Source organism: Syntrophales bacterium, from assembly GCA_023229765.1.
Classification (GTDB): Bacteria; Desulfobacterota; Syntrophia; order Syntrophales; family UBA5619; genus DYTH01.
Window position 1 is genome coordinate 115,742 of record JALNYO010000004.1, and the last position, 19,255, is coordinate 134,996.

The window sequence follows — 19,255 nt, forward strand, 5'->3', positions numbered from 1 at the left end:
TATCTCCGCTTAACTTGGCCTCTTGGCGCCGTATTTAGATCTTCCCTGTTTCCTGTCCTGAACCCCAACCGCATCCAGCGTTCCTCTGATAATGTGGTAGCGCACACCCGGCAGATCCTTAACGCGTCCGCCTCTTACCAGGACAACTGAATGCTCCTGAAGGTTATGCCCCACACCCGGGATATAGGAAGTCACCTCGTACCCGCTTGTCAGGCGAACCCTGGCAACCTTTCTTAAAGCCGAGTTCGGCTTCTTGGGCGTAGAGGTGTAAACCCTGACACACACCCCCCTGCGCTGCGGAGACCCAACCAATGCGGGCGTCGTCGCTTTACTGCTGATTTTGGACCGCCCTTTTCGAACTAATTGATTTATCGTCGGCATTAACCCTCCTGATTTAACTCCCGCCCTTTATTTATCCGAACCCGTAAAAGAGCGACTAAATATCAACTTGCACTATCGTTGTCAAGCATTTTCTCGGTAAATTTCACCCCTGCTGCTCTACAACCTCTAAATCATCAAAATTGCTTTCCGTCAGCGGCAATGGATCGCTGATTTCCGTCTTTATTCCCAACTTTTTGTACATGGGAAGACCCGTCCCGGAGGGAACCAGCCTGCCCATTATGACGTTTTCCTTCAATCCCAGCAGATAATCCGTTTTTCCGGCAATGGACGCTTCCGTCAAAACGCGCGTAGTCTCCTGGAAGGAGGCCGCGGAGATGAAGCTCTGCGTGGTCAGCGACGCCTTTGTAATCCCCATCAGGATCGGTTCCCCCTGGGCCGGAGTGCCTCCCGCAGCCAGGACCCTTTCGTTTTCTTCCGAAAAACGAAGACGATCCACCTGTTCATCGGCGATAAACGAGGTGTCGCCAGGACTTTTAATCATTACACGGCGCAGCATCTGGCGGACGATCACCTCGAGGTGCTTGTCATTGATTTTCACGCCCTGCAGTCTGTAAACCTCCTGCACCTGATCCACGAGGTAACGGGCGAGCGCCTTCTCGCCTTTTATCATCAGCAGATCGTGGGGGTTATTTACCCCATCCATCAGCGCCTCTCCGGCCACAACCCGGTCCCCCTCCTGAACGCTGACGTGCTTTCCCTTGGGAATCAGGTATTCCTTTTCCTCGTCCGTGCTGGGGGTGACGATCACCTTGCGTTTGCCCTTGGAATCCTTGCCGTAGGAAACCACGCCGTCTATCTCGCTGATCACCGCAAAATCCTTCGGCTTTCTTGCTTCGAAAAGCTCGGCTACCCGGGGGAGGCCACCCGTTATATCCTTTGTTTTTGTTGTCTCCCGTGGGATTTTGGCAAGAATGTCGCCAGCCTTGACTGCATCCCCTTCCGAAACGACGATATTGGCGCCCAGCGACAACAGATGCCGGGCAACTGCATCCGTTCCGGGAACTTTTGCTGTCCTGTTCTTGCTGTCCTTGATCGAAACCCGCGGCCGCATGTCCGTTCCCTTGAACTCGACAATAATCTTCCGCGACAGGCCGGTTACCTCGTCAACCTGCTCCTGCATGGTCTTGCCTTCTATGATGTCCCCGAACTTGACCACTCCGTCAACCTCGGCAAGGATGGGAATGGAGAAGGGATCCCATTCGGCGATCAAATCGCCTTTTTTCTGATCGGTCGGCCCGAACACCCGGCTTCCATCCTCTACCTTAATGTATGCGCCATAGGGAACGGTGTATTTGCCTCTGCTTCTCCCCTTTTCATCGAGAACATGCACCTCGCCGTTGCGGTTCATAACTGCCAGCTCGCCGGTTGACCGTCTGACCGTAGTGAGGTTGACAAACTTGATAATCCCGTCATGTCTCGACTCAAGGGTGGAATGCTCTTCAAACTTGGCGGTTCCACCGATATGGAATGTTCTCATGGTCAACTGCGTGCCTGGTTCCCCAATCGACTGGGCGGCAATTATTCCAACAGCCTCGCCGATATTGACAAGATGGCCATGAGCCAGATCCCGGCCATAACACATTGCGCAGACGCCATGTTTGGATTTACAGGACAGCACCGATCTGATCCTTACCTTCTCGATACCGGCATCGTCGATTTTTTTGGCAAGCGCCTCGTCAATCGGCTGGTTCGCCTCAACCAGAATATCGCCGGTAAAAGGATCGCGAACATCTTCCAGCACAACCCTTCCCAGCACCCGCTCGCCGGCAGTTTCGATTATCTCGCCGCCTTCCATCAGCGCCATGACATCGATCCCGTCAATCGTCCCGCAGTCATGCTCGGAAATGATTGAATCCTGCGCAACATCGACAAGCCGACGGGTAAGATATCCCGAATTGGCCGTCTTGAGAGCCGTATCGGCCAACCCCTTACGGGCGCCGTGGGTGGAAATAAAGTACTCCAGAACGGTCAGCCCCTCCCGGAAATTGGCCCTGATCGGGGTTTCGATAATTTCCCCGGACGGCTTGGCCATAAGTCCCCGCATGCCGGCCAACTGACGGATCTGAACGGCGCTGCCTCGGGCCCCGGAATCGGCCATCATGTGAATTGGATTGAAGCTTTCCCCCCTCGTCTTTTTACCGTCGGCGCCGACCCGTTCCTCGGTTGTAATCCCGCCCAGCATCTCCTCGGCGATCTTCTCGGTTGCCTGCGCCCAGATGTCGATTACCTTGTTGTACCGCTCGCCGTAGGTAATCAAACCGTCCATGTATTGCTTCTGGATTCCCAAAACGTCGCCGTCGGCCTTATCGACAATTTTTTTCTTGTTCCCAGGGATGACCATATTATGGATTGCGATGGAAACACCGGAGATTGTCGCATATTTAAACCCGATATCCTTCAGGCGATCGGCCAGCAGCACCGTGGTCTTGACCCCGCTTTCTCGGTAGCAGTTATTGATCAGATTGGCCAGTTCCTTCTTGTTCATTACCTTGTTGACGGCGTCGAAGGAGATTGTTTCCGGCACAACCTCGTAGAGGACAACCCGGCCGACGGTAGTCTCTTTCAGCTCTCCATCAACTCTAACCGTTATTTTCGCCTGCAGATCGACGGCGCCGGCATCAAGCGCGGAGCGAACCTCGGCGGGATCGGCGAATTTCATCCCCTCTCCCGGCACGCCACTGCGCATCCTCGTGAGAAAATAGATGCCCAAAACGATATCCTGGCTGGGGATTATTATCGGCATGCCATTGGCCGGGGAAAGAATATTGTTAGTTGACATCATCAGAACCCGCGCCTCGGTTTGCGCCTCCACGGAGAGAGGCACATGCACCGCCATCTGATCGCCGTCGAAATCGGCGTTGAAGGCCGTACAGACCAGCGGATGAAGCTGAATGGCTTTCCCTTCGATCAAGATCGGTTCGAAAGCCTGGATCCCCAGCCGATGGAGGGTAGGCGCCCGGTTTAACATTACCGGATATTCGCGCACGACCTCATCGAGGGCGTCCCAAACCTCCGTCCCCTCCTTTTCCACCATTTTCTTCGCGCTCTTGACCGTCGTAACAAAGCCTCTTTCCTGCAGGCGTCGATAAATAAACGGTTTGAAGAGCTCAAGCGCCATCTTCTTGGGCAGTCCGCACTGGTGCAGTCTCAGGTTCGGACCGACGGTAATGACGGAACGTCCCGAATAATCCACCCGCTTGCCGAGGAGATTTTGTCTGAATCTCCCCTGCTTGCCTTTGAGCATATCGGACAGGGAACGAAGCGGCCGCTTGTTGGTGCCGGTAATCGCCCGCCCCCGCCGGCCGTTGTCGAACAGGACGTCAACCGCCTCCTGCAGCATCCGCTTTTCATTGCGGACAATGATTTCCGGGGCATTGAGCTCCATGAGGCGCTTTAACCTGTTGTTTCTATTGATGACCCGGCGATAGAGATCATTCAGATCCGAGGTGGCGAACCGGCCGCCGTCAAGGGGTACAAGCGGACGCAGATCCGGGGGCAAAACGGGGAGCACCGTCAGCACCATCCACTCCGGCTTGTTTCCGGACTTTCTGAGCGCCTCGGCAATCTTCAATCGTTTTATGCACTTCTTCTTTTTGGTCTCCGAAACGGAGGTCTTGAGTTCCGAGCGCAGCTCTTCAACCAGCCCATCGAGATCGACCTGCTGCAAAAGAATTCGGATCGCCTCGGCGCCGATGCCTACCTCAAAGGAGTCATACCCGTACTGCTCACGTAAATCGTACAACTCTTCGTCGGTCAGGATATCCTGTTTGGCCAGAGGGGTTTTTTTCGGATCAAGAACAATCCACGCCTCGAAATAAAGAACCCTTTCCAGATCCTTCAGGGTAAGGTCGAGGATATTGCCGATGCGACTCGGCAAGCTCTTCAGAAACCAGATATGGGCAACCGGCGTCGCCAGCGTGATATGGCCCATCCTCTCCCTGCGGACCTTGGACTGGGTGACCTCCACGCCGCACTTTTCACAGACCACGCCGCGATGCTTCATCCTTTTGTAGCGTCCGCAAAGGCATTCGTAATCCTTTACCGGACCAAATATCTTCGAACAGAACAGCCCGTCGCGCTCCGGCTTGAAGGTTCTGTAGTTGATGGTCTCAGGCTTCTTGACCTCGCCGCGCGACCAGGCAACTATCTGCTCCGGCGAGGCAATGGATATCTTGATCGCGTTAAACCTGATCGGATCTTTAGGTTTTTCAAAATAACTAAAAACGTCTTCCACGGATTATATCTCCTAATAAGCCAAAGTTAAGGGCGCCGCAAACATGCTGTGCGGCATCATTCTCAAGCGGATAAGCTTGAGCGGATCCTGAAGCTTAAGCTATTTTTCCTCTATCAGATCAACATCCAGGCAGAGGCTCTGCAACTCTTTGACCAGAACATTGAAAGACTCCGGCAGACCAGGCTCGAATGTATGTTCTCCCTTGACTATCGCTTCATAAATGCGGGTTCTGCCGGCGACATCATCGGACTTTACCGTGAGAAATTCCTGAAGGGTGTAGGCGGCGCCGTAAGCCTCGATCGCCCATACCTCCATCTCGCCGAGTCTCTGCCCGCCGAACTGCGCCTTCCCGCCCAGGGGCTGCTGGGTAACCAGCGAATAGGGGCCGATCGACCGCGCATGAATCTTGTTGTCAACCAAATGGTGCAGTTTCAGCATGTAAATGATGCCGACGGTGATTTTCTGACTGAAAGGCTCGCCGGTTCTGCCGTCATACAACACCGTCTGCCCGGACTCGGGTAAATCGGCAGCCTTCAACATCATGTTTATATCTTTTTCATCCGCCCCGTCAAAAACGGGGGTGGCAACCAGGACGCCCCGCTTGAGGCGGCGGGCAAAGTCAATGATCTCACTGTCATCGGCCTTTTTGAGGAAAGAATCAAACTGCGGGGAGGAGTAAACCTTCTTCATCTCTTTTTTTATTTGCTCAATCCCGCGATTCTCCTCCAGCAGCAGATTGATCTTCTCCCCCATCCCCTTGGCCGCCAGCCCCAGATGCGTCTCCAGAATCTGTCCCACATTCATCCGGGAGGGGACGCCCAGCGGGTTCAGAACGATATCCACCGGCGTGCCGTCTTGCAGATAGGGCATATCCTCCTCTGGCAGTATCCGCGAAAGAACACCCTTGTTTCCGTGACGGCCAGCCATCTTGTCCCCGACGGAGAGCTTCCGCTTGATGGCTACATAAACCTTAACCAGCTTTATTACGCCCGGCGGCAACTCATCGCCGGCGGTGAGTTTTTCGATTTTACCGTCAAAATAGGCATTAACAAATTCTTTTTTCCGGGAGAGATTGCTGTAAAGAATGCCGATCTGTTTTTCCGTCTCCTCGGCGCCCTCCAGCGCTACCTCCCGCCAGGTTTCAATATCGGTCTTTTCAATGATCTCTTCGGTAATTGTCTCTCCCTTTTTAAGAAGAATCCGTTTTTTCTTCGGGTCAACAACCTTCTCGGCAGTTTTTTTGCCGATCAGCAGCTCAAATATCTGGGTTTTGACGCCCTCGGTGATGATTTGGAGTTCTTCATCCCGATCCTGTTTAATCTGATTGATCGCCTCTGCTTCTATATACTTGGAGCGGCTGTCCCGCTCTGTGCCTTTGCGGGAAAATATCTTGGCGTCGATTACCGTGCCCTCTACCCCAGGCGGAACCCGCAAAGAGGTATCGCGGACATCGCTGGCCTTTTCCCCAAAGATGGCGCGGAGCAATTTTTCCTCGGCGGAAAGCTGCGTCTCCCCTTTCGGGGTAATCTTGCCGACCAGGATATCGCCGGGCTTCACCGCCACACCCATGCTGACAATCCCGCTGTCGTCAAGATTCTTCATGACATCTTCGCCGAGATTTGGGATGTCGCGGGTAATCTCCTCTTTCCCCAGCTTGGTATCCCGCGCCATCACCTCAAATTCTTCTATATGAATCGACGTAAAGATGTCGTCCTTGACGATCCGCTCGGAAACAAGGATGGAATCTTCATAGTTGTAGCCGCCCCAGGACATAAAGGCCACCATGACATTTCTTCCCAGCGCCAGTTCCCCTTTATCGGTAGCGGGACCATCGGCGATGATTTCGCCCTTGCGGACCTTCTGCCCCTTGTTCACAAGGGGCTTCTGGTTGAAGCAGGTGTCCTGGTTGGAGCGTTTATATTTGATCAGGTTATAGATATCCACACCGGTATCAAGGCTGTCCTTTTCCGGATTGCTGCTTTTCACCACGATGCGGGCAGCGTCAACGCTTTCCACAACGCCATCACGGCGCGCCGCCACGACCGCGCCCGAATCACGGGCAACGTACAGTTCCATCCCCGTTCCGACAATCGGCACCTCCGGCGCCATCAGGGGAACGGCCTGCCGCTGCATGTTTGACCCCATCAGCGCCCGGTTGGCGTCATCGTGCTCCAAAAAGGGAATCAGGGTCGCCGCCACGCTGACGAGCTGGGTGGGCGATACGTCCATCATGCTCACTTCTTCGGGAACGACGGCCAGGAAATCCGGGCCTCGGCGCGCGGGAATAAGCTGTTCCGTAAATCTGCCGTCGCTGGAAAGCGGCCTGTCCGCCTGGGCAATAACCAGATTTTCCTCTTCGATTGCCGTCAGATACTTTATATCGTCGAACACCTTCCCGTTTTCCACGACCCGGTACGGCGTTTCGATAAACCCGAACTCATTTACCCGGGCAAAGGTACTCAGAGAAACAATCAACCCGATATTCGGCCCTTCCGGGGTCTCTACCGGGCAAATGCGGCCGTAATGGGAGGGATGCACATCCCGCACCTCGAATCCGGCCCTTTCCCGCGTCAATCCCCCCGGCCCCAAAGCGGACAACCGCCGTTTGTGGGTGATTTCGGAAAGCGGATTGGTCTGATCCATGAACTGGGAAAGCTGGCTGCTGCCGAAAAATTCATTGACAATGGCCGAAACCGGTTTTGCGTTGACGAGGTCGTGGGGCATCATTGTTTCGATGTCCTGCAGCGTCATCTTTTCCTTGATTGCCCTCTCCATCCGGACCAGGCCGATGCGGTACTGGTTCTCTATCAATTCCCCAACGGAGCGCACACGCCGGTTGCCGAGGTGATCGATATCGTCCACGCTGCATTCCGGAGCGCCGTTCTTCAGGTCGATCAGGTACTTGACCGCCGACATGATATCGTCATTGCGGAGCACTGTCACATCCTTCGGAACATCGAGATGGAGTTTATAATTAAGTTTTGCCCTTCCGACATCGGACAAATCGTAGTTTTCCGGCGCAAAAAACAGGCTGCGGAAAAATTTCGCCGCGGTTTCCGCAGTGGGAGGATTGCTGGGCCGCAAGCGTCTGTAGATCTCAATAATCGCGTCTTCAACCGATTCGATCCGATCCATCAGCAGGGTGTTTCTAATCGAAGAGGTTTCTTTGTCTTCGCCCATGTTGACGAACCGCACCGAATCGACATTACCCCCCCGCAGCTGATTCAGCCCCTCCGCGCTCAACTCATCATTGCATTTGAGCAGCACCTCGCCGGTCTGCCGGTCGAGAACATCGGTGGCAAGAACGCGGCCGATCATTTCCTCTTCGTTCAGAGGTATTCTGACCTCCCCGGAATCGATCAGCCTGTGGATCAAAGGCTTAGTAAACTTCCGCCCCTTCTTGACGACAACCTCGCCGCCTTTCGCAACCACATCGAAAGGCGCCTTCCAGCCGAGCAGCGAATCGTTCACCGCGACAAAAAAATTGCCTCCTTCAATATCTACACGGTCTATGTTGTAAAAATAAGCAAGGATTGCCTCGGTGGAATTCCCCATCGCCTTCAGCAGAATCGTCACCGGCATTTTTCGGCGGCGATCGATGCGTACATACAGCAGATCCTTGGAATCAAATTCCAGATCCAGCCAGGACCCTCGGATGGGAATAACCCGGGAGGAGTACATGACCTTGCCGGTGGATTGGGTTTTCAGCTTGTCGCTGTCGAAAAAGATGCCCGGCGAACGGTGGAGCTGGCTGACAATGACCCTTTCCGTCCCGTTGATAATAAAGGTTCCGTTTTCGGTCATCAGCGGAATCTCGCCGAAATAGATCTCCTGCTCCTTGATGTCGCGAATGGCCTTGGGCTCCGTATTCCTTTCGACATCATAGACAACCAGCCGGACAACTATCTTCAGCGGCGCCGCCAGGGTCATCCCCTTCTGGACGCACTCCGGCACATCGTAGCGGGGCGCGCCGATTTTATAACTGACAAACTCCAGGGAGCATTTGCCGCTGAAATCGGAAATCGGAAAAACACTTCTGAAGGCAGCCTGCAGCCCGGTGTTTCCCCTTTTGTCCGGATCCATCGTTTCCTGAAGAAACTTCCGGTATGAATCAGTCTGAATATCGATCAGGTTGGGGATATCGAGTATCCGCCTGATGCGGCCAAAACTTTTTCTGAATTCTTCCATAATATCCTTTCGGCCTCAGCCGTCAGAGATTTCTTTTCCACCAATAGCGATATGGGACATGAACCCCCAACAATTCATCCCGCCGCTTTAGCAGGAAAATCGTTTTTTCAGGGATTCATAATCCCACCCACTGCACAAGATAACCAGCACGGACCAGGAAGCATCCGCGTATTGCCTTTTGCTACTTTACTTCCACCGTCCCGCCGACTTCCTCTATCTTCTTCTTGATATCGGCAGCTTCGTCCTTGGAAACGGCTTCCTTGATCGGTTTGGGAACGGCCTCAACCAAATCCTTCGCCTCTTTCAGCCCCAAGCCGGTGATGGCGCGCACAACCTTTATAACCTGGATCTTCTGATCGCCGAACCCGGTAAGCACTGCGTCAAATTCGGTTTTCTCCTCAACCGGGGCCGCAGCGGCAGCGGGGCCAGCAGCCATCATTGCCACAGGCGCGGCGGCGCTTACGCCCAATTTCTCTTCCAATTCCTTCACAAGTTCCGAAAGCTCCAGAACCGTCATCCCCTCAATGAACTTTACGACATCATCCTTAGTAATCTCAGTAGCCATTTTCTTATTCCTTCCTGTATGTAATATTTTTAGTTTGCAGATGCCTTCTTTTCTTTATACGCATTAAGAACTTGCACGAAATCCCTCGGAACCCCACTCAGCACCCTCACAAGGGATGTCTGGGCGGCGACCATCACCGAAAGCAGTTGCCCCAAGAGTACCTCGCGGCTCGGCAGCTCGGCAAGAACTGCAAGCTGCGCGGCAGTGAGCGCTCTTCCTCCCATAACCGCGGCCTTTATCTGGAGCTTCTCGTTTTTCTTGGCGAAATCGATCAGCGTCTTCGTTGCGTCAACCTCATCGCCGTGGGCGATCGCCACCGTCAGAGGTCCGCGAAACTGTTCCTCCAAGACGCTTAACTCGGTCCCCCGGGACGCAATGGACAGAAGCGTATTCTTGACAACCCGCAACTCAACATTCGACTTGCGCAACGCCACCCTCAGCGCCGTCATTTTCGCGACATCCATCCCGCTGTAACCGGCTAAAACGGCTATCTTGAAATCCTTCAGTCTTTCGTGCAGCTCAGCAGCAATTTGCTCTTTAGTTCCCCGATCCAATATTCAGCCTCCTTCCTTTTTAACTTCCCCGCTTCAAAACGAAGCCTTGTTAGAGTCAGAGAACACAAGCAACATACAGGATACTCTCCGGTTCAATAAACAACCGCTCATCCCAATGTCTCGGCAGGCCAACCGCAAATGTTTAAACGTAACGTACCCGCTGTCTCAGACACAATATTAAAAAGTTATCCGCCCATAAAAACCCGGTTTAGAGATTGCGAACCGAGAGCGGATCTACCTTTACCCCTGGCCCCATTACCGAAGAAAGGGAAATGCTGCGCAGGTAAATGCCCTTGCTCGAGGCCGGCTTAAGCTTCTGAATCATCTCCAGCAAAGCCATGAAGTTCTCTTTGAGCTTTTCGGCGCCGAATGAGATTTTTCCGACCGGACAATGGACTATCCCCGCCTTTTCGACGCGAAACTCGACCCGGCCCGCCTTCAGCTCAGCCACCGCATTGGCCACATCAAAGGTCACAGTCCCGACCTTCGGGTTCGGCATCAGGCCGCGGGGGCCAAGTATCTTGCCCAGCTTGCCGACGTTTCCCATCATATCAGGCGTGGCGATAACCCGATCGAAATCCAGCCAGCCGCCTTTGATCTTTTCAACTATATCATCCGCCCCTACAAAATCGGCGCCAGCATCCAGAGCCTCTTTTTCCTTATCGCCCTTGGCAAAGACCAGCACCCGCACCTTTTTTCCCAAACCGTTAGGAAGAACAACCGAACCCCGGACCATCTGATCCGCGTGCGCGGGATTTACTCCCAACCTGATGGCAGCATCAACGGTCTCGTCAAATTTTGCGGTTGTCGCCCCCACCACAAGCTCCATTGCCTCCTGCACAGCGTAGCGATTGGCTGCATCGATTTTCTGCCTCGCCGCTGAATATTTCTTGCCTCTTTTCGCCATGATCAAACCTCAAATAAAAAGCTTAGATAATTTCAATCCCCATTGATCTCGCCGTACCGGCAACAATGCGGATGGCGCCCTCTACATCGATCGCGTTGAGGTCGCTCAATTTCAGCTCTGCTATCTCACGCACCTGCTGCTTAGTCACATCCCCGACTTTTACCCGCTTCGGATCCCCTGAACCCTTGGCTATCTTTGCCGCCTGCTTCAGCAGTACCGATGCCGGCGGCGTCTTGGTCACAAAGGTAAAGGAACGGTCGGCATACACGGTAATGAGAGCCGGAACAATCATCCCCTCCTGGCTCTGCGTCATGGCGTTATACGCCTTGCAGAATTCCATGATATTGACTCCATGCTGACCGAGAGCCGGGCCAATCGGAGGAGATGGGGTGGCCTTCCCCGCCTTTATCTGAAGTTTTATGTTTGCTATAACCTTCTTCGCCATTATGATCACCCTTGTCTATTTATGAATTTATCAAGCGCCGTCCGTAAAACCTTTAAACCTGCATTACCTGAATAAAATCAAGCTCTACCGGCGTTGAACGACCAAAGATGCTGACAATAACCCGCAGCTTCCCTTTTTCTGGTTTAAGCTCATCAATAAAGCCGTCAAAATTTGTGAAAGGTCCATCGATGATCTGCACATGATCGCCGACATCGAACTTGAACTTCGGTTTCGGTTTCAGCGTCCCCTCATCGATCCTGGTTATCAGATTTTCGACATCCTTATCCAGAATGGGCGACGGCTTGTCTTTCGCGCCGATAAACCCTGTCACCTTCGGCGTATCCTTGACAATGTGCCAGGTCTCATCGTTCAGCTCCATCCGGACCAGTATATAGCCGGGGAAAAACTTCCTTTTGGAGGTCTTCTTCTCGCCCGAGATCAACTCGACGACATTCTCTTCCGGAATGAGGATATCCGAAAAGAATTCCTGTTTCCCCGACTTATCCACCCGCTCCTGCAGAGAAAGCTTTACCTTGTTCTCATAGCCGGAATAGGTGTGGACAACGTACCATCTTAAAGCCATTTTATCAACCCAGTACCAGTCTTACAATCTTGCTCAAGCCGAAATCCACAATCCCCAAAAAAACAGACACAATTATTACGACTATTACTACCACCGAAGTTGATGCCAGGGTCTGCTTGGGTGTGGGCCAGACAACCTTTTTTAATTCAGCGCTGGAGCTGGACAAAAACTGCCTCGTCTTCTCCAGAATTACCTTTATCTTGCTGATAATCTTGTCCATTCAATAACCCTCTCAACATCATCGCCGGAATCATGATAATAAACTTGGCAGGCCAGGAGGGACTTGAACCCCCAGCATCCGGATTTGGAGTCCGGCGCTCTATCCATTAGAGCTACTGGCCTGTTTTAAATAAACCGCGGCGCTTCGTTATTTTGTTTCCTTGTGCAGCGTATGACACCGGCAGAACTTGCAGTATTTTTTGATCTCAAACTTGTTCTGCATCGTTCTTTTGTTTTTAGTCGTCGTATAATTGCGATGTTTGCAGTCTGCACATGCCAATGTAATAATATTTCTCATTTATCAAACCACCTTACATAAATGGAGCCCACGACCAGGATCGGACTGGTGACCTCATCCTTACCAAGGATGTGCTCTACCGACTGAGCTACGTGGGCATATCAAAACCTGAGAAGCTCCGCCCTTGCAATCCTTAGTGCCGGCGCCAGCCAGAAAAACCGGATCACTAACACTAATGCGCGCGCCTCTTAAAGAAGCGGAAAGCAACTCATCAAAAAATTGGAGCGGGAAACGGGATTCGAACCCGCGACCCTCAGCTTGGAAGGCTGACGCTCTAGCCCCTGAGCTACTCCCGCCAATCACCGTTCATAACAATTTGCCGTCGTTTTGGGGAAACCCCAATCTGCGGCAATTGGTGGAGGGGGGAGGGTTCGAACCTCCGTAGGCTTCGCCGGCAGATTTACAGTCTGCTCCCTTTGACCGCTCGGGAACCCCTCCGTAACTGAACAACAAATCCAAACATACCTGGAGCTGGCGATGGGACTTGAACCCGCAACCTGCTGATTACAAATCAGCTGCTCTACCGATTGAGCTACGCCAGCGGCATTCCTCGCCACCACAGAGGCAATAATCCGCCCCCATAGAAACCGGGATACTAATTTTAATGTCCAAGTTTGTCAAGAAATTTTTTATTATTTTTTTGCGTATTACTTTGAATGACGCCGCAGTCAACCGTCATACCTGGGAAGTCTGATTTTTATGAACTGCACCCCTTCTTCCTTCAGTGTTTCTTCTTCGCCCTCGGTGGTCACCCCTTTTATATTGCGCGCCTTCTCCTCCCCACTGTGCATCTTCAGGGCAACATCGGCAAACCTGTCGCCGACATCATCGAAATTTTTATTTAAATATTCCCGAATGTTGCGGATAATTTTCAGCGATTCCCGCCCCTCTTTTATCTCCCGGGAAAGCGACGCCGGCTGACGCCCGCCGATCGCAACCGGCGACGGGGCCAATAAAATATCGGTATTTCCACAAACAGGGCAGATAATTTGCCTGTCCTTTTTCTGTTCCTCAAAGGCGTGGCGCTCCTTGAACCAGCCTTCAAACCGGTGATTATTTATGCACTCAAGTTCGTAGATAATCAAAACAGTAATCCCCGTAAAAAATATATGTCAATTATTGCGGTATATTATAATCGTTAATATGCAATTTAGGGCGCAGCAGCTCAAAAAAATGATGGACAATTCCGCACAAATCGTTTATTAGCCCCCACAGTCGGGATGTGGCCCAGCTTGGTAGGGCACTGCGTTCGGGACGCAGGAGTCGCGCGTTCAAATCGCGCCATCCCGACCATTTTTTTTCCCGCAACCTATCCGACCACAGCCGCCATCTTGAAGATCGGCAGGTACATGGCGATAATCATGCCGCCGACCACTCCGCCGAGAAACACCATCATAAAAGGCTCCAGCAGGGCCGTCATGGCGTTTACCGCCTCATCAACCTCGTCGTCGTAGAAGTCCGCAATTTTGGAGAGCATGGTGTCCAGCGCGCCGGTGGCCTCGCCAACCGCAATCATCTGCACCACCATCGGCGGGAAGATATCCGTTTCCATCAGCGGCTCGGCAATCGTTTTTCCTTCGCCGATACTTTGCCTTGTCTTCATTATGGCATTTTCGATTATCTTATTTCCTGATGTTTTACTTACTATATCAAGGCCTTCCATAATGGGAACGCCGCTTGACATCATCGTCGAGAGCGTTCTGGTAAATTTGGCCACGGCCACCTTCTTGAGCAAAGGCCCAAAAACCGGCATTTTCAGGATAAGGGCGTCAACCGTCAGCGTTCCCTTCTCCGTTTTGTAGTACATTTTGAAGGCGTAAACGAACGCAGCGATGCCAATTATCACATAAATGAAGTAACTCTGGGCAGCGGCGCTGGCATCCACAAGAAACTGCGTCGGGCCCGGGAGCGCAGAGCCCATCCCCTCAAACATTTTCTGAAAGACGGGGATAACCTTCAGCAGCAAAAGCGCAATGACCCCGAAAGAAATCCCCAGGACGCTGATCGGGTAGGTCATCGCGCCTTTAACCTTGCTTTTCAGCTTCATCGCCTTTTCCATGTAGCTGGAAAGACGCTGGAGGATCACATCCAAGATGCCGCCGCTCTCTCCGGCGGCCACAAGATTCACAAACAACTGGTCGAATATTTTGGGATATTTTTTAAGGGCGTCCGTCAGGGTCGAGCCGGCTTCGATGTCGTCCTTCATCCCCTTGATCACCTTGGCGAAGGTTTTATTCTGCTCCTGCGCGCCGAGGATATCGAGGCACTGCATCAAAGGCAGGCCCGCGTTGATCATCGTCGCGAAGATCCGGGAGAATACCACCACGTCCTTTTCGGTAATTTTTTGCTGAAAAAATGCAATGTTTTCGAAAAGATCCTTCGGCTTGGCCTTTACCTTCCCCACCTTGAGCCCCTGCCGGCGCAGCCTGCCCCGCACTGCCGCCTCATCGGCCGCCTCCATCTCCCCCTTTTTTGTTTCGCCCTTTTTTGTTTCCGCCTGCCATAGAAATACCGGCATAGCTCAATGCCCCCACTTTCTGAGAATCTCAAAAAGAATCACCCCGGTTGCAACAGAAACGTTTAACGAAGTCACCCTCCCCCGCATCGGCACGGAAATCAGAAAATCGCAATTTTTGCGGATAAGCGGCCGGATCCCCCGCCCTTCGCTTCCCATCACCAAGGCAACATTGCCGTCGTAAGCAAGTGAACTAATATCCTTCCCTGCTTCCGCGTCGGCGCCGTAGATCCAGAAGCCTGCGTCCTTTAAATATTCGATTGTCCGCACAAGATTGACAACCCGGGCCACGGGTAAAAGTTCCGCAGCGCCCGCGGAGGCTTTGACGGCAGAGGCGGTAATTGAAGCGGCGCGGTTTTCCGGGATGACAACCCCGTTTGCCCCCAGGCAATGAGCCGTGCGGATCACGGCGCCCAGATTGCGGGGATCGGCGACGCCGTCCAGCAGAATCACCAGGTCATGGCTGTTTCCCGGATGACGGTTGACAACCACGTCTTCAAGCGCGGCATACTCATGCTCACGGCCCAGACCCAGTATTCCCTGGTGGACGCACTTCGGGGCCAGCTTTTCTATGGCTTCCCGCCCCACATATTCAACGGGAACATCGGCCTTCTGGGCCAGAGCGAGGATTTTTGGCAGCTCTTCACCGCCCCGCCCCCGGGCGATTAAAATCTTCTCAAAAACCGGGGGTTGGGAAAGAAGACCCTCAAGGAGCGGGTTAATGCCGTAGGTAAGCTGCATGACAATCCTCAATTCACGCAGGGGCACGGCATACCGTGCCCCTGCATTGCAAAATTCCCAACTCTCTCCGCGATCCGCATCCGGCAAAATAACCGCCTGCTTGGCCAACTATCGCCGCAGGGCATCGCAAAGCTCTGCTTTCCGACCTCATTCCAGATCGTCGTCATCGCCGATGAATTCCGTATCGTGGGGAACAATTTTGTAATTATCCTTAACGATTTCCAGATATTCAGGCTTCGCGTAATATACCTTCCCCGCGGCGACTTCCCTGAGGGCGGTCACAATCTCCCGGTTGTTTCCAGGATCAACAAGCGTATGCGACCCCTTCATAATCTGCTTGGTGCGTTGCGAGGTCAATAAAACAAGGGCAAAGCGGTTCTTTGCCTTCTTCAATGAATCTTCTACGGTAACTCTTGCCATATACTGTAAACCTCCATTTTTTCAATAATTTCTTTGTATGAAAATCCCCCCATCCCCCCTTTGCCAAAGGGGGGCAAGGGGGGATTTTCATGCTTCGTTGTGCCCCACAGGCATGGGGTTTATTTGAAAAACGAGTCGATCTTCTCTGCGTAGCGATCCCGCCTGCTTTTCTCGGCAAGATAAATCGCCCGGAATCTCTCCACCGCTTCTTCAATTTTTTCATTGACGATGATGTAGTCATACCACATCGCTTCCTTTATTTCACTAACAGAAGCCGCAAGCCGCCGTTCCAACACCTCCGCGCTTTCCCCCCTTTTGGCCAGCCGTTTTCGCAACTCGGCAAGGGAGGGGGGAAGGATGAAAACAAAAGCCCCGCGGGGATAGCGTTTGCGGATCTCTTTGGCCCCCCGCGGCTCGATGTCCAAAAGCAGATCGCCGCCCCGCTCCAGAAAGTCGTCCATTGTCTTTTTCGCGGTTCCATAGAAATGTCCGTAATTTTCCACCCATTCGACAAACTCGTCGCGGGCGATCATTGCCCGGAATTCCTCGACGGAAACAAAATTGTAGTCCTTCCCCGCGCTCTCGCCGGGGCGCGGCTTTCTTGTCGTCACGGAGACGGAGAAATGGAGCTCGGGGAACTGCCTCATCACCCTGCGGCAAACCGAAGTCTTGCCCGCCCCGGAAGGGGCCGATACCACCATCAGCAAGCCGGGCAACTTTTTCGCTTCATCACTCAATGTTCTGCGCCTGCTCCCGCAACTTTGCCAGTTCGCTCTTGATCTCAACTACCAGGCGGGCTATCCCCACATCCCCGCTCTTGGAGCCGATTGTGTTGACCTCCCGGCCCATCTCCTGCAGCAGGAAATCTATCTTCCGGCCGGCCGCGTCCCCGCCCGTCAGCAGCTCGGAAAACTGCTCAATATGACTGCGGAAACGCACGATCTCTTCGGTAATATCGCTCTTTTCGGCCATTATCGCCACTTCCTGCAGCAGCCGGGACTCGTCCAGCTCCACCCCGGCAGTCAGTTCCCTTATCCGCTCGGAGAGCCGCTTTTGATAATCCAGTACCACTTCCGGGACCCGGACAGCGATTCCCTCCAGAAAACCGGAAATTATCTCCAGGCGATTCCGCAGGTCGAGCATCAGGCTCTCCCCCTCTTTCTCCCGCATTGCGGAGAGATTGTTAATCGCCTCGTCGAGGATCGGGGAAAATCCCCCCCACAGATCCGCTGCCTCCTCGGCTGCCTCGACGGGCATAAAGACGTCTCGCAGGCCGGTAATGGTAGATAGCGAAATTTCTTCGGTTATATTGAGTTCTTCCTTCAACTGGTTCAGCAGGGCGTAATAATTGCGGACAAGCGGCATGTTCAGCGCGAGGCAAGTCTCGCCTTCGACGTCGCCATTGCCATCCGCCCGGATCGAGACATCAATCTTGCCCCGGGAAAACCTCTCCCCCATCCGCCTTTTTATCTCCGCTTCCAGCGAAAACAAAATTTGCGGCATCCGGAGCGATATCTCCAGAAACCGGTGATTGACCGACTTCATCTCCACCGTGAATTTTTTCCCGGAGACAACCCCCTCCGCCTTGCCGTATCCCGTCATGCTTTTAGTCATTCAGACTCCTGTTCTTTATTCTCTGCGGTCCCACCCCGGAGCTGCAACAGATACTTTTCCCGAATCCGGGTCAAAATCCCGATCATCTCGCCCGCGGCGTAATCAGGGTAGGTCCAGGGAAGAACCTGAAACGCCCCTTTCTGGTAGATCAGCGTCAAATCGGCGTAGATCCCGTCCCTCAAATAGGGCCGGTGCGAATACCCCTTCCCTGTGGCCAAAATCAGGTGGGCGCAGGCCAGATAGCCGGGATCGATGTTGACGCGCCTCTTTTCTCCCGCCGCAAAACTACTTTCCAGCGCATTGGTCCACAGCTTCACATCCGGTAGCGTTTCCGGCTCGACAAGACGCTCGAAGGCGACAAAACGCCGGATCAGGGAACCCCCGAACTCCTTTTCGTAATAGTCCGTGTACGAAAATAAAAGCGGGGCGCTGATATAGTCGGCCTGCCCATATTTTTCCGACATTGCCTCCACGACAGTGCCGATGATGCCGATATCACCGGAAAAAATGCTCGCCACCAGCTTGACTTGCGGCGGCCTCTGCGGGGCGCTCATAAAACCCTTTTCAATTCGTCGGCGCTGACCGTTGCCGTGCCGGCCTTGCCTACGGCGATCCCCGCGGCGTGATTCGCCAGATACGCCGCCTCCCTAAAAGAGGCCCCGGCGGCCAGACAGAGGGCCAGCACGCCGATCACCGTATCGCCGGCGCCGGTCACATCAAAAACCTCCCTTGCCTGCGTCGGAAATTCCGTGTGCCGCAGCGGCGAGTTTTTGCGGGCGTCAGACCCCGTTTTTTCGAAGAGGCTCATCCCCGCCTCTCCCCTTGTCATCAGTAAGGCCTTGAAATTGTTCTCCTGCAGGAGTTTCTCCCCGACGCGGATATGATCATCGGCGCCCGTTATCTCTGCGCCGGCAGCCAGCCCCGCCTCGTGGTGATTGGGGGTGATGATGTCAAAGCCGTCGTACAGAGAAAAATCCCGCTGCTTCGGATCAACGCAGGTGACAATCGCCCGGCCGGCAATTGCCTTCCTTATCCCGTCAAGAAGCGGCCGGACAACCACACCCTTGTTATAATCGGAGATCACCAGCGCCCCCAGCTCGTCGCGCAACGACTCTACATAGGCAGTGATCGCACGAATTGTAGATTCACTGATCATCCGGCGATCTTCGCGGTCGAACCGGACCACCTGCTGTCCGTGCGCGACAATCCGCGTTTTCAGCGTTGTCGGACGCTCTTCCTCGACAATGACGCCTCTTGTCTCCAGACCCCTGTTGCCCAGATCGCGAAGCAGGCGCCTGCCGCTGTCGTCGGGGCCAATCACCCCCGCCAGCGCCGCCTGTCCGCCCATTGCCGCTATGTTATTGAAAACATTCGCGCAGCCGCCGAGCATAAAGCTTTCCTTCTTTACATCCACTACGGGAACCGGCGCCTCGGGTGAGATACGCGACACGGCGCCCCAGATAAAGTGGTCGGCCATTATGTCGCCGATCACCAGCACCCGCGCGCGGGGAAACTTTTCAATAATCTCCAGAGCCCGTTTGCTACTCAAAACGTTCTTCATTACCGCTCC

Annotated in this window: 18 protein-coding genes and 6 tRNA genes; 1 reads left to right on the forward strand and 23 read right to left on the reverse strand. The window is 53.6% G+C overall.

Annotated features, from left to right (window positions below; genetic code table 11):
- Positions 1–9 precede the first annotated feature (9 nt).
- The 16 genes from rpsL to M0P74_04095 form a co-directional block, all read right to left on the reverse strand.
- The gene (gene rpsL / locus M0P74_04020) at positions 10–381 is read right to left on the reverse strand and encodes a 30S ribosomal protein S12 (protein MCK9362759.1); all 372 of its coding nucleotides are present in this window, start codon (positions 379–381) and stop codon (positions 10–12) included.
- A 103-nt stretch (positions 382–484) separates the two neighbouring features.
- Positions 485–4,636: a DNA-directed RNA polymerase subunit beta' gene (rpoC, locus tag M0P74_04025; protein MCK9362760.1), complete on the reverse strand. Its 4,152-nt coding sequence runs from the start codon at positions 4,634–4,636 to the stop codon at positions 485–487.
- A gap of 99 nt (positions 4,637–4,735) precedes the next feature.
- Positions 4,736–8,824 carry a DNA-directed RNA polymerase subunit beta gene (rpoB, locus tag M0P74_04030; protein MCK9362761.1) on the reverse strand — a complete coding sequence of 1,363 codons (4,089 nt, stop codon included), beginning with the start codon at positions 8,822–8,824 and terminating at the stop codon, positions 4,736–4,738.
- Positions 8,825–9,005: 181 nt separating this feature from the next.
- Complete coding sequence (gene rplL, locus M0P74_04035; GenBank protein MCK9362762.1) at positions 9,006–9,389, reverse strand: 50S ribosomal protein L7/L12; 384 nt, start codon at positions 9,387–9,389, stop codon at positions 9,006–9,008.
- A 29-nt stretch (positions 9,390–9,418) separates the two neighbouring features.
- The gene (rplJ, locus tag M0P74_04040) at positions 9,419–9,943 is read right to left on the reverse strand and encodes a 50S ribosomal protein L10 (GenBank protein MCK9362763.1); all 525 of its coding nucleotides are present in this window, start codon (positions 9,941–9,943) and stop codon (positions 9,419–9,421) included.
- A gap of 208 nt (positions 9,944–10,151) precedes the next feature.
- Positions 10,152–10,850: a 50S ribosomal protein L1 gene (rplA, locus tag M0P74_04045; GenBank protein ID MCK9362764.1), complete on the reverse strand. Its 699-nt coding sequence runs from the start codon at positions 10,848–10,850 to the stop codon at positions 10,152–10,154.
- 22 nt (positions 10,851–10,872) lie between these two features.
- Positions 10,873–11,295: a 50S ribosomal protein L11 gene (gene rplK / locus M0P74_04050; protein ID MCK9362765.1), complete on the reverse strand. Its 423-nt coding sequence runs from the start codon at positions 11,293–11,295 to the stop codon at positions 10,873–10,875.
- Between the two features lie 52 nt (positions 11,296–11,347).
- Positions 11,348–11,878, reverse strand: a complete 531-nt coding sequence (gene nusG, locus M0P74_04055; protein MCK9362766.1) for a transcription termination/antitermination protein NusG — start codon at positions 11,876–11,878, stop codon at positions 11,348–11,350.
- A gap of 4 nt (positions 11,879–11,882) precedes the next feature.
- Entirely contained in the window at positions 11,883–12,098 is a 216-nt protein-coding gene (gene secE / locus M0P74_04060; protein MCK9362767.1) for a preprotein translocase subunit SecE, read from the reverse strand.
- A 45-nt stretch (positions 12,099–12,143) separates the two neighbouring features.
- Positions 12,144–12,220, reverse strand: a tRNA-Trp gene (locus tag M0P74_04065).
- Between the two features lie 25 nt (positions 12,221–12,245).
- Positions 12,246–12,395, reverse strand: coding sequence for a 50S ribosomal protein L33 (gene rpmG, locus M0P74_04070; GenBank protein ID MCK9362768.1), 150 nt, complete (start codon positions 12,393–12,395; stop codon positions 12,246–12,248).
- A gap of 22 nt (positions 12,396–12,417) precedes the next feature.
- Positions 12,418–12,493: transfer RNA gene (locus tag M0P74_04075), tRNA-Thr, on the reverse strand.
- 122 nt (positions 12,494–12,615) lie between these two features.
- Positions 12,616–12,691 (reverse strand) — tRNA-Gly (locus tag M0P74_04080).
- Positions 12,692–12,748: 57 nt separating this feature from the next.
- Positions 12,749–12,833 (reverse strand) — tRNA-Tyr (locus M0P74_04085).
- Positions 12,834–12,861: 28 nt separating this feature from the next.
- Positions 12,862–12,937, reverse strand: a tRNA-Thr gene (locus M0P74_04090).
- A gap of 126 nt (positions 12,938–13,063) precedes the next feature.
- Positions 13,064–13,480: a DUF1178 family protein gene (locus M0P74_04095; GenBank protein ID MCK9362769.1), complete on the reverse strand. Its 417-nt coding sequence runs from the start codon at positions 13,478–13,480 to the stop codon at positions 13,064–13,066.
- 131 nt (positions 13,481–13,611) lie between these two features.
- On the opposite strand from M0P74_04095, the gene M0P74_04100 reads away from it, so the two are divergent.
- A tRNA-Pro gene (locus tag M0P74_04100) sits at positions 13,612–13,688 on the forward strand.
- 16 nt (positions 13,689–13,704) lie between these two features.
- Here M0P74_04100 and M0P74_04105 read toward each other — a convergent pair.
- From M0P74_04105 to rfaE1, 7 genes are all read right to left on the reverse strand, one after another.
- Positions 13,705–14,913 (reverse strand): type II secretion system F family protein, encoded by a 1,209-nt coding sequence (locus M0P74_04105; protein ID MCK9362770.1) that lies wholly within the window; start codon positions 14,911–14,913, stop codon positions 13,705–13,707.
- Positions 14,914–14,916: 3 nt separating this feature from the next.
- A complete protein-coding gene (gene rlmB / locus M0P74_04110) occupies positions 14,917–15,738 on the reverse strand; it encodes a 23S rRNA (guanosine(2251)-2'-O)-methyltransferase RlmB (protein ID MCK9362771.1) in 822 nt (273 codons plus the stop codon).
- Between the two features lie 60 nt (positions 15,739–15,798).
- Positions 15,799–16,071: a DNA-directed RNA polymerase subunit omega gene (gene rpoZ, locus M0P74_04115; GenBank protein ID MCK9362772.1), complete on the reverse strand. Its 273-nt coding sequence runs from the start codon at positions 16,069–16,071 to the stop codon at positions 15,799–15,801.
- 119 nt (positions 16,072–16,190) lie between these two features.
- Positions 16,191–16,808 (reverse strand): guanylate kinase, encoded by a 618-nt coding sequence (gene gmk, locus M0P74_04120; GenBank protein ID MCK9362773.1) that lies wholly within the window; start codon positions 16,806–16,808, stop codon positions 16,191–16,193.
- Positions 16,801–17,685 (reverse strand): YicC family protein, encoded by an 885-nt coding sequence (locus M0P74_04125; protein MCK9362774.1) that lies wholly within the window; start codon positions 17,683–17,685, stop codon positions 16,801–16,803. The genes gmk and M0P74_04125 overlap by 8 nt, the downstream gene beginning before the upstream one ends.
- The gene (locus tag M0P74_04130) at positions 17,682–18,239 is read right to left on the reverse strand and encodes a DUF4416 family protein (GenBank protein MCK9362775.1); all 558 of its coding nucleotides are present in this window, start codon (positions 18,237–18,239) and stop codon (positions 17,682–17,684) included. Before M0P74_04130 ends, M0P74_04125 begins: the two co-directional genes overlap by 4 nt.
- On the reverse strand, positions 18,236–19,246 hold the full coding sequence (gene rfaE1 / locus M0P74_04135) for a D-glycero-beta-D-manno-heptose-7-phosphate kinase (protein MCK9362776.1): 1,011 nt from the start codon (positions 19,244–19,246) through the stop codon (positions 18,236–18,238). The genes M0P74_04130 and rfaE1 overlap by 4 nt, the downstream gene beginning before the upstream one ends.
- Between the last annotated feature and the right edge of the window lie 9 nt (positions 19,247–19,255).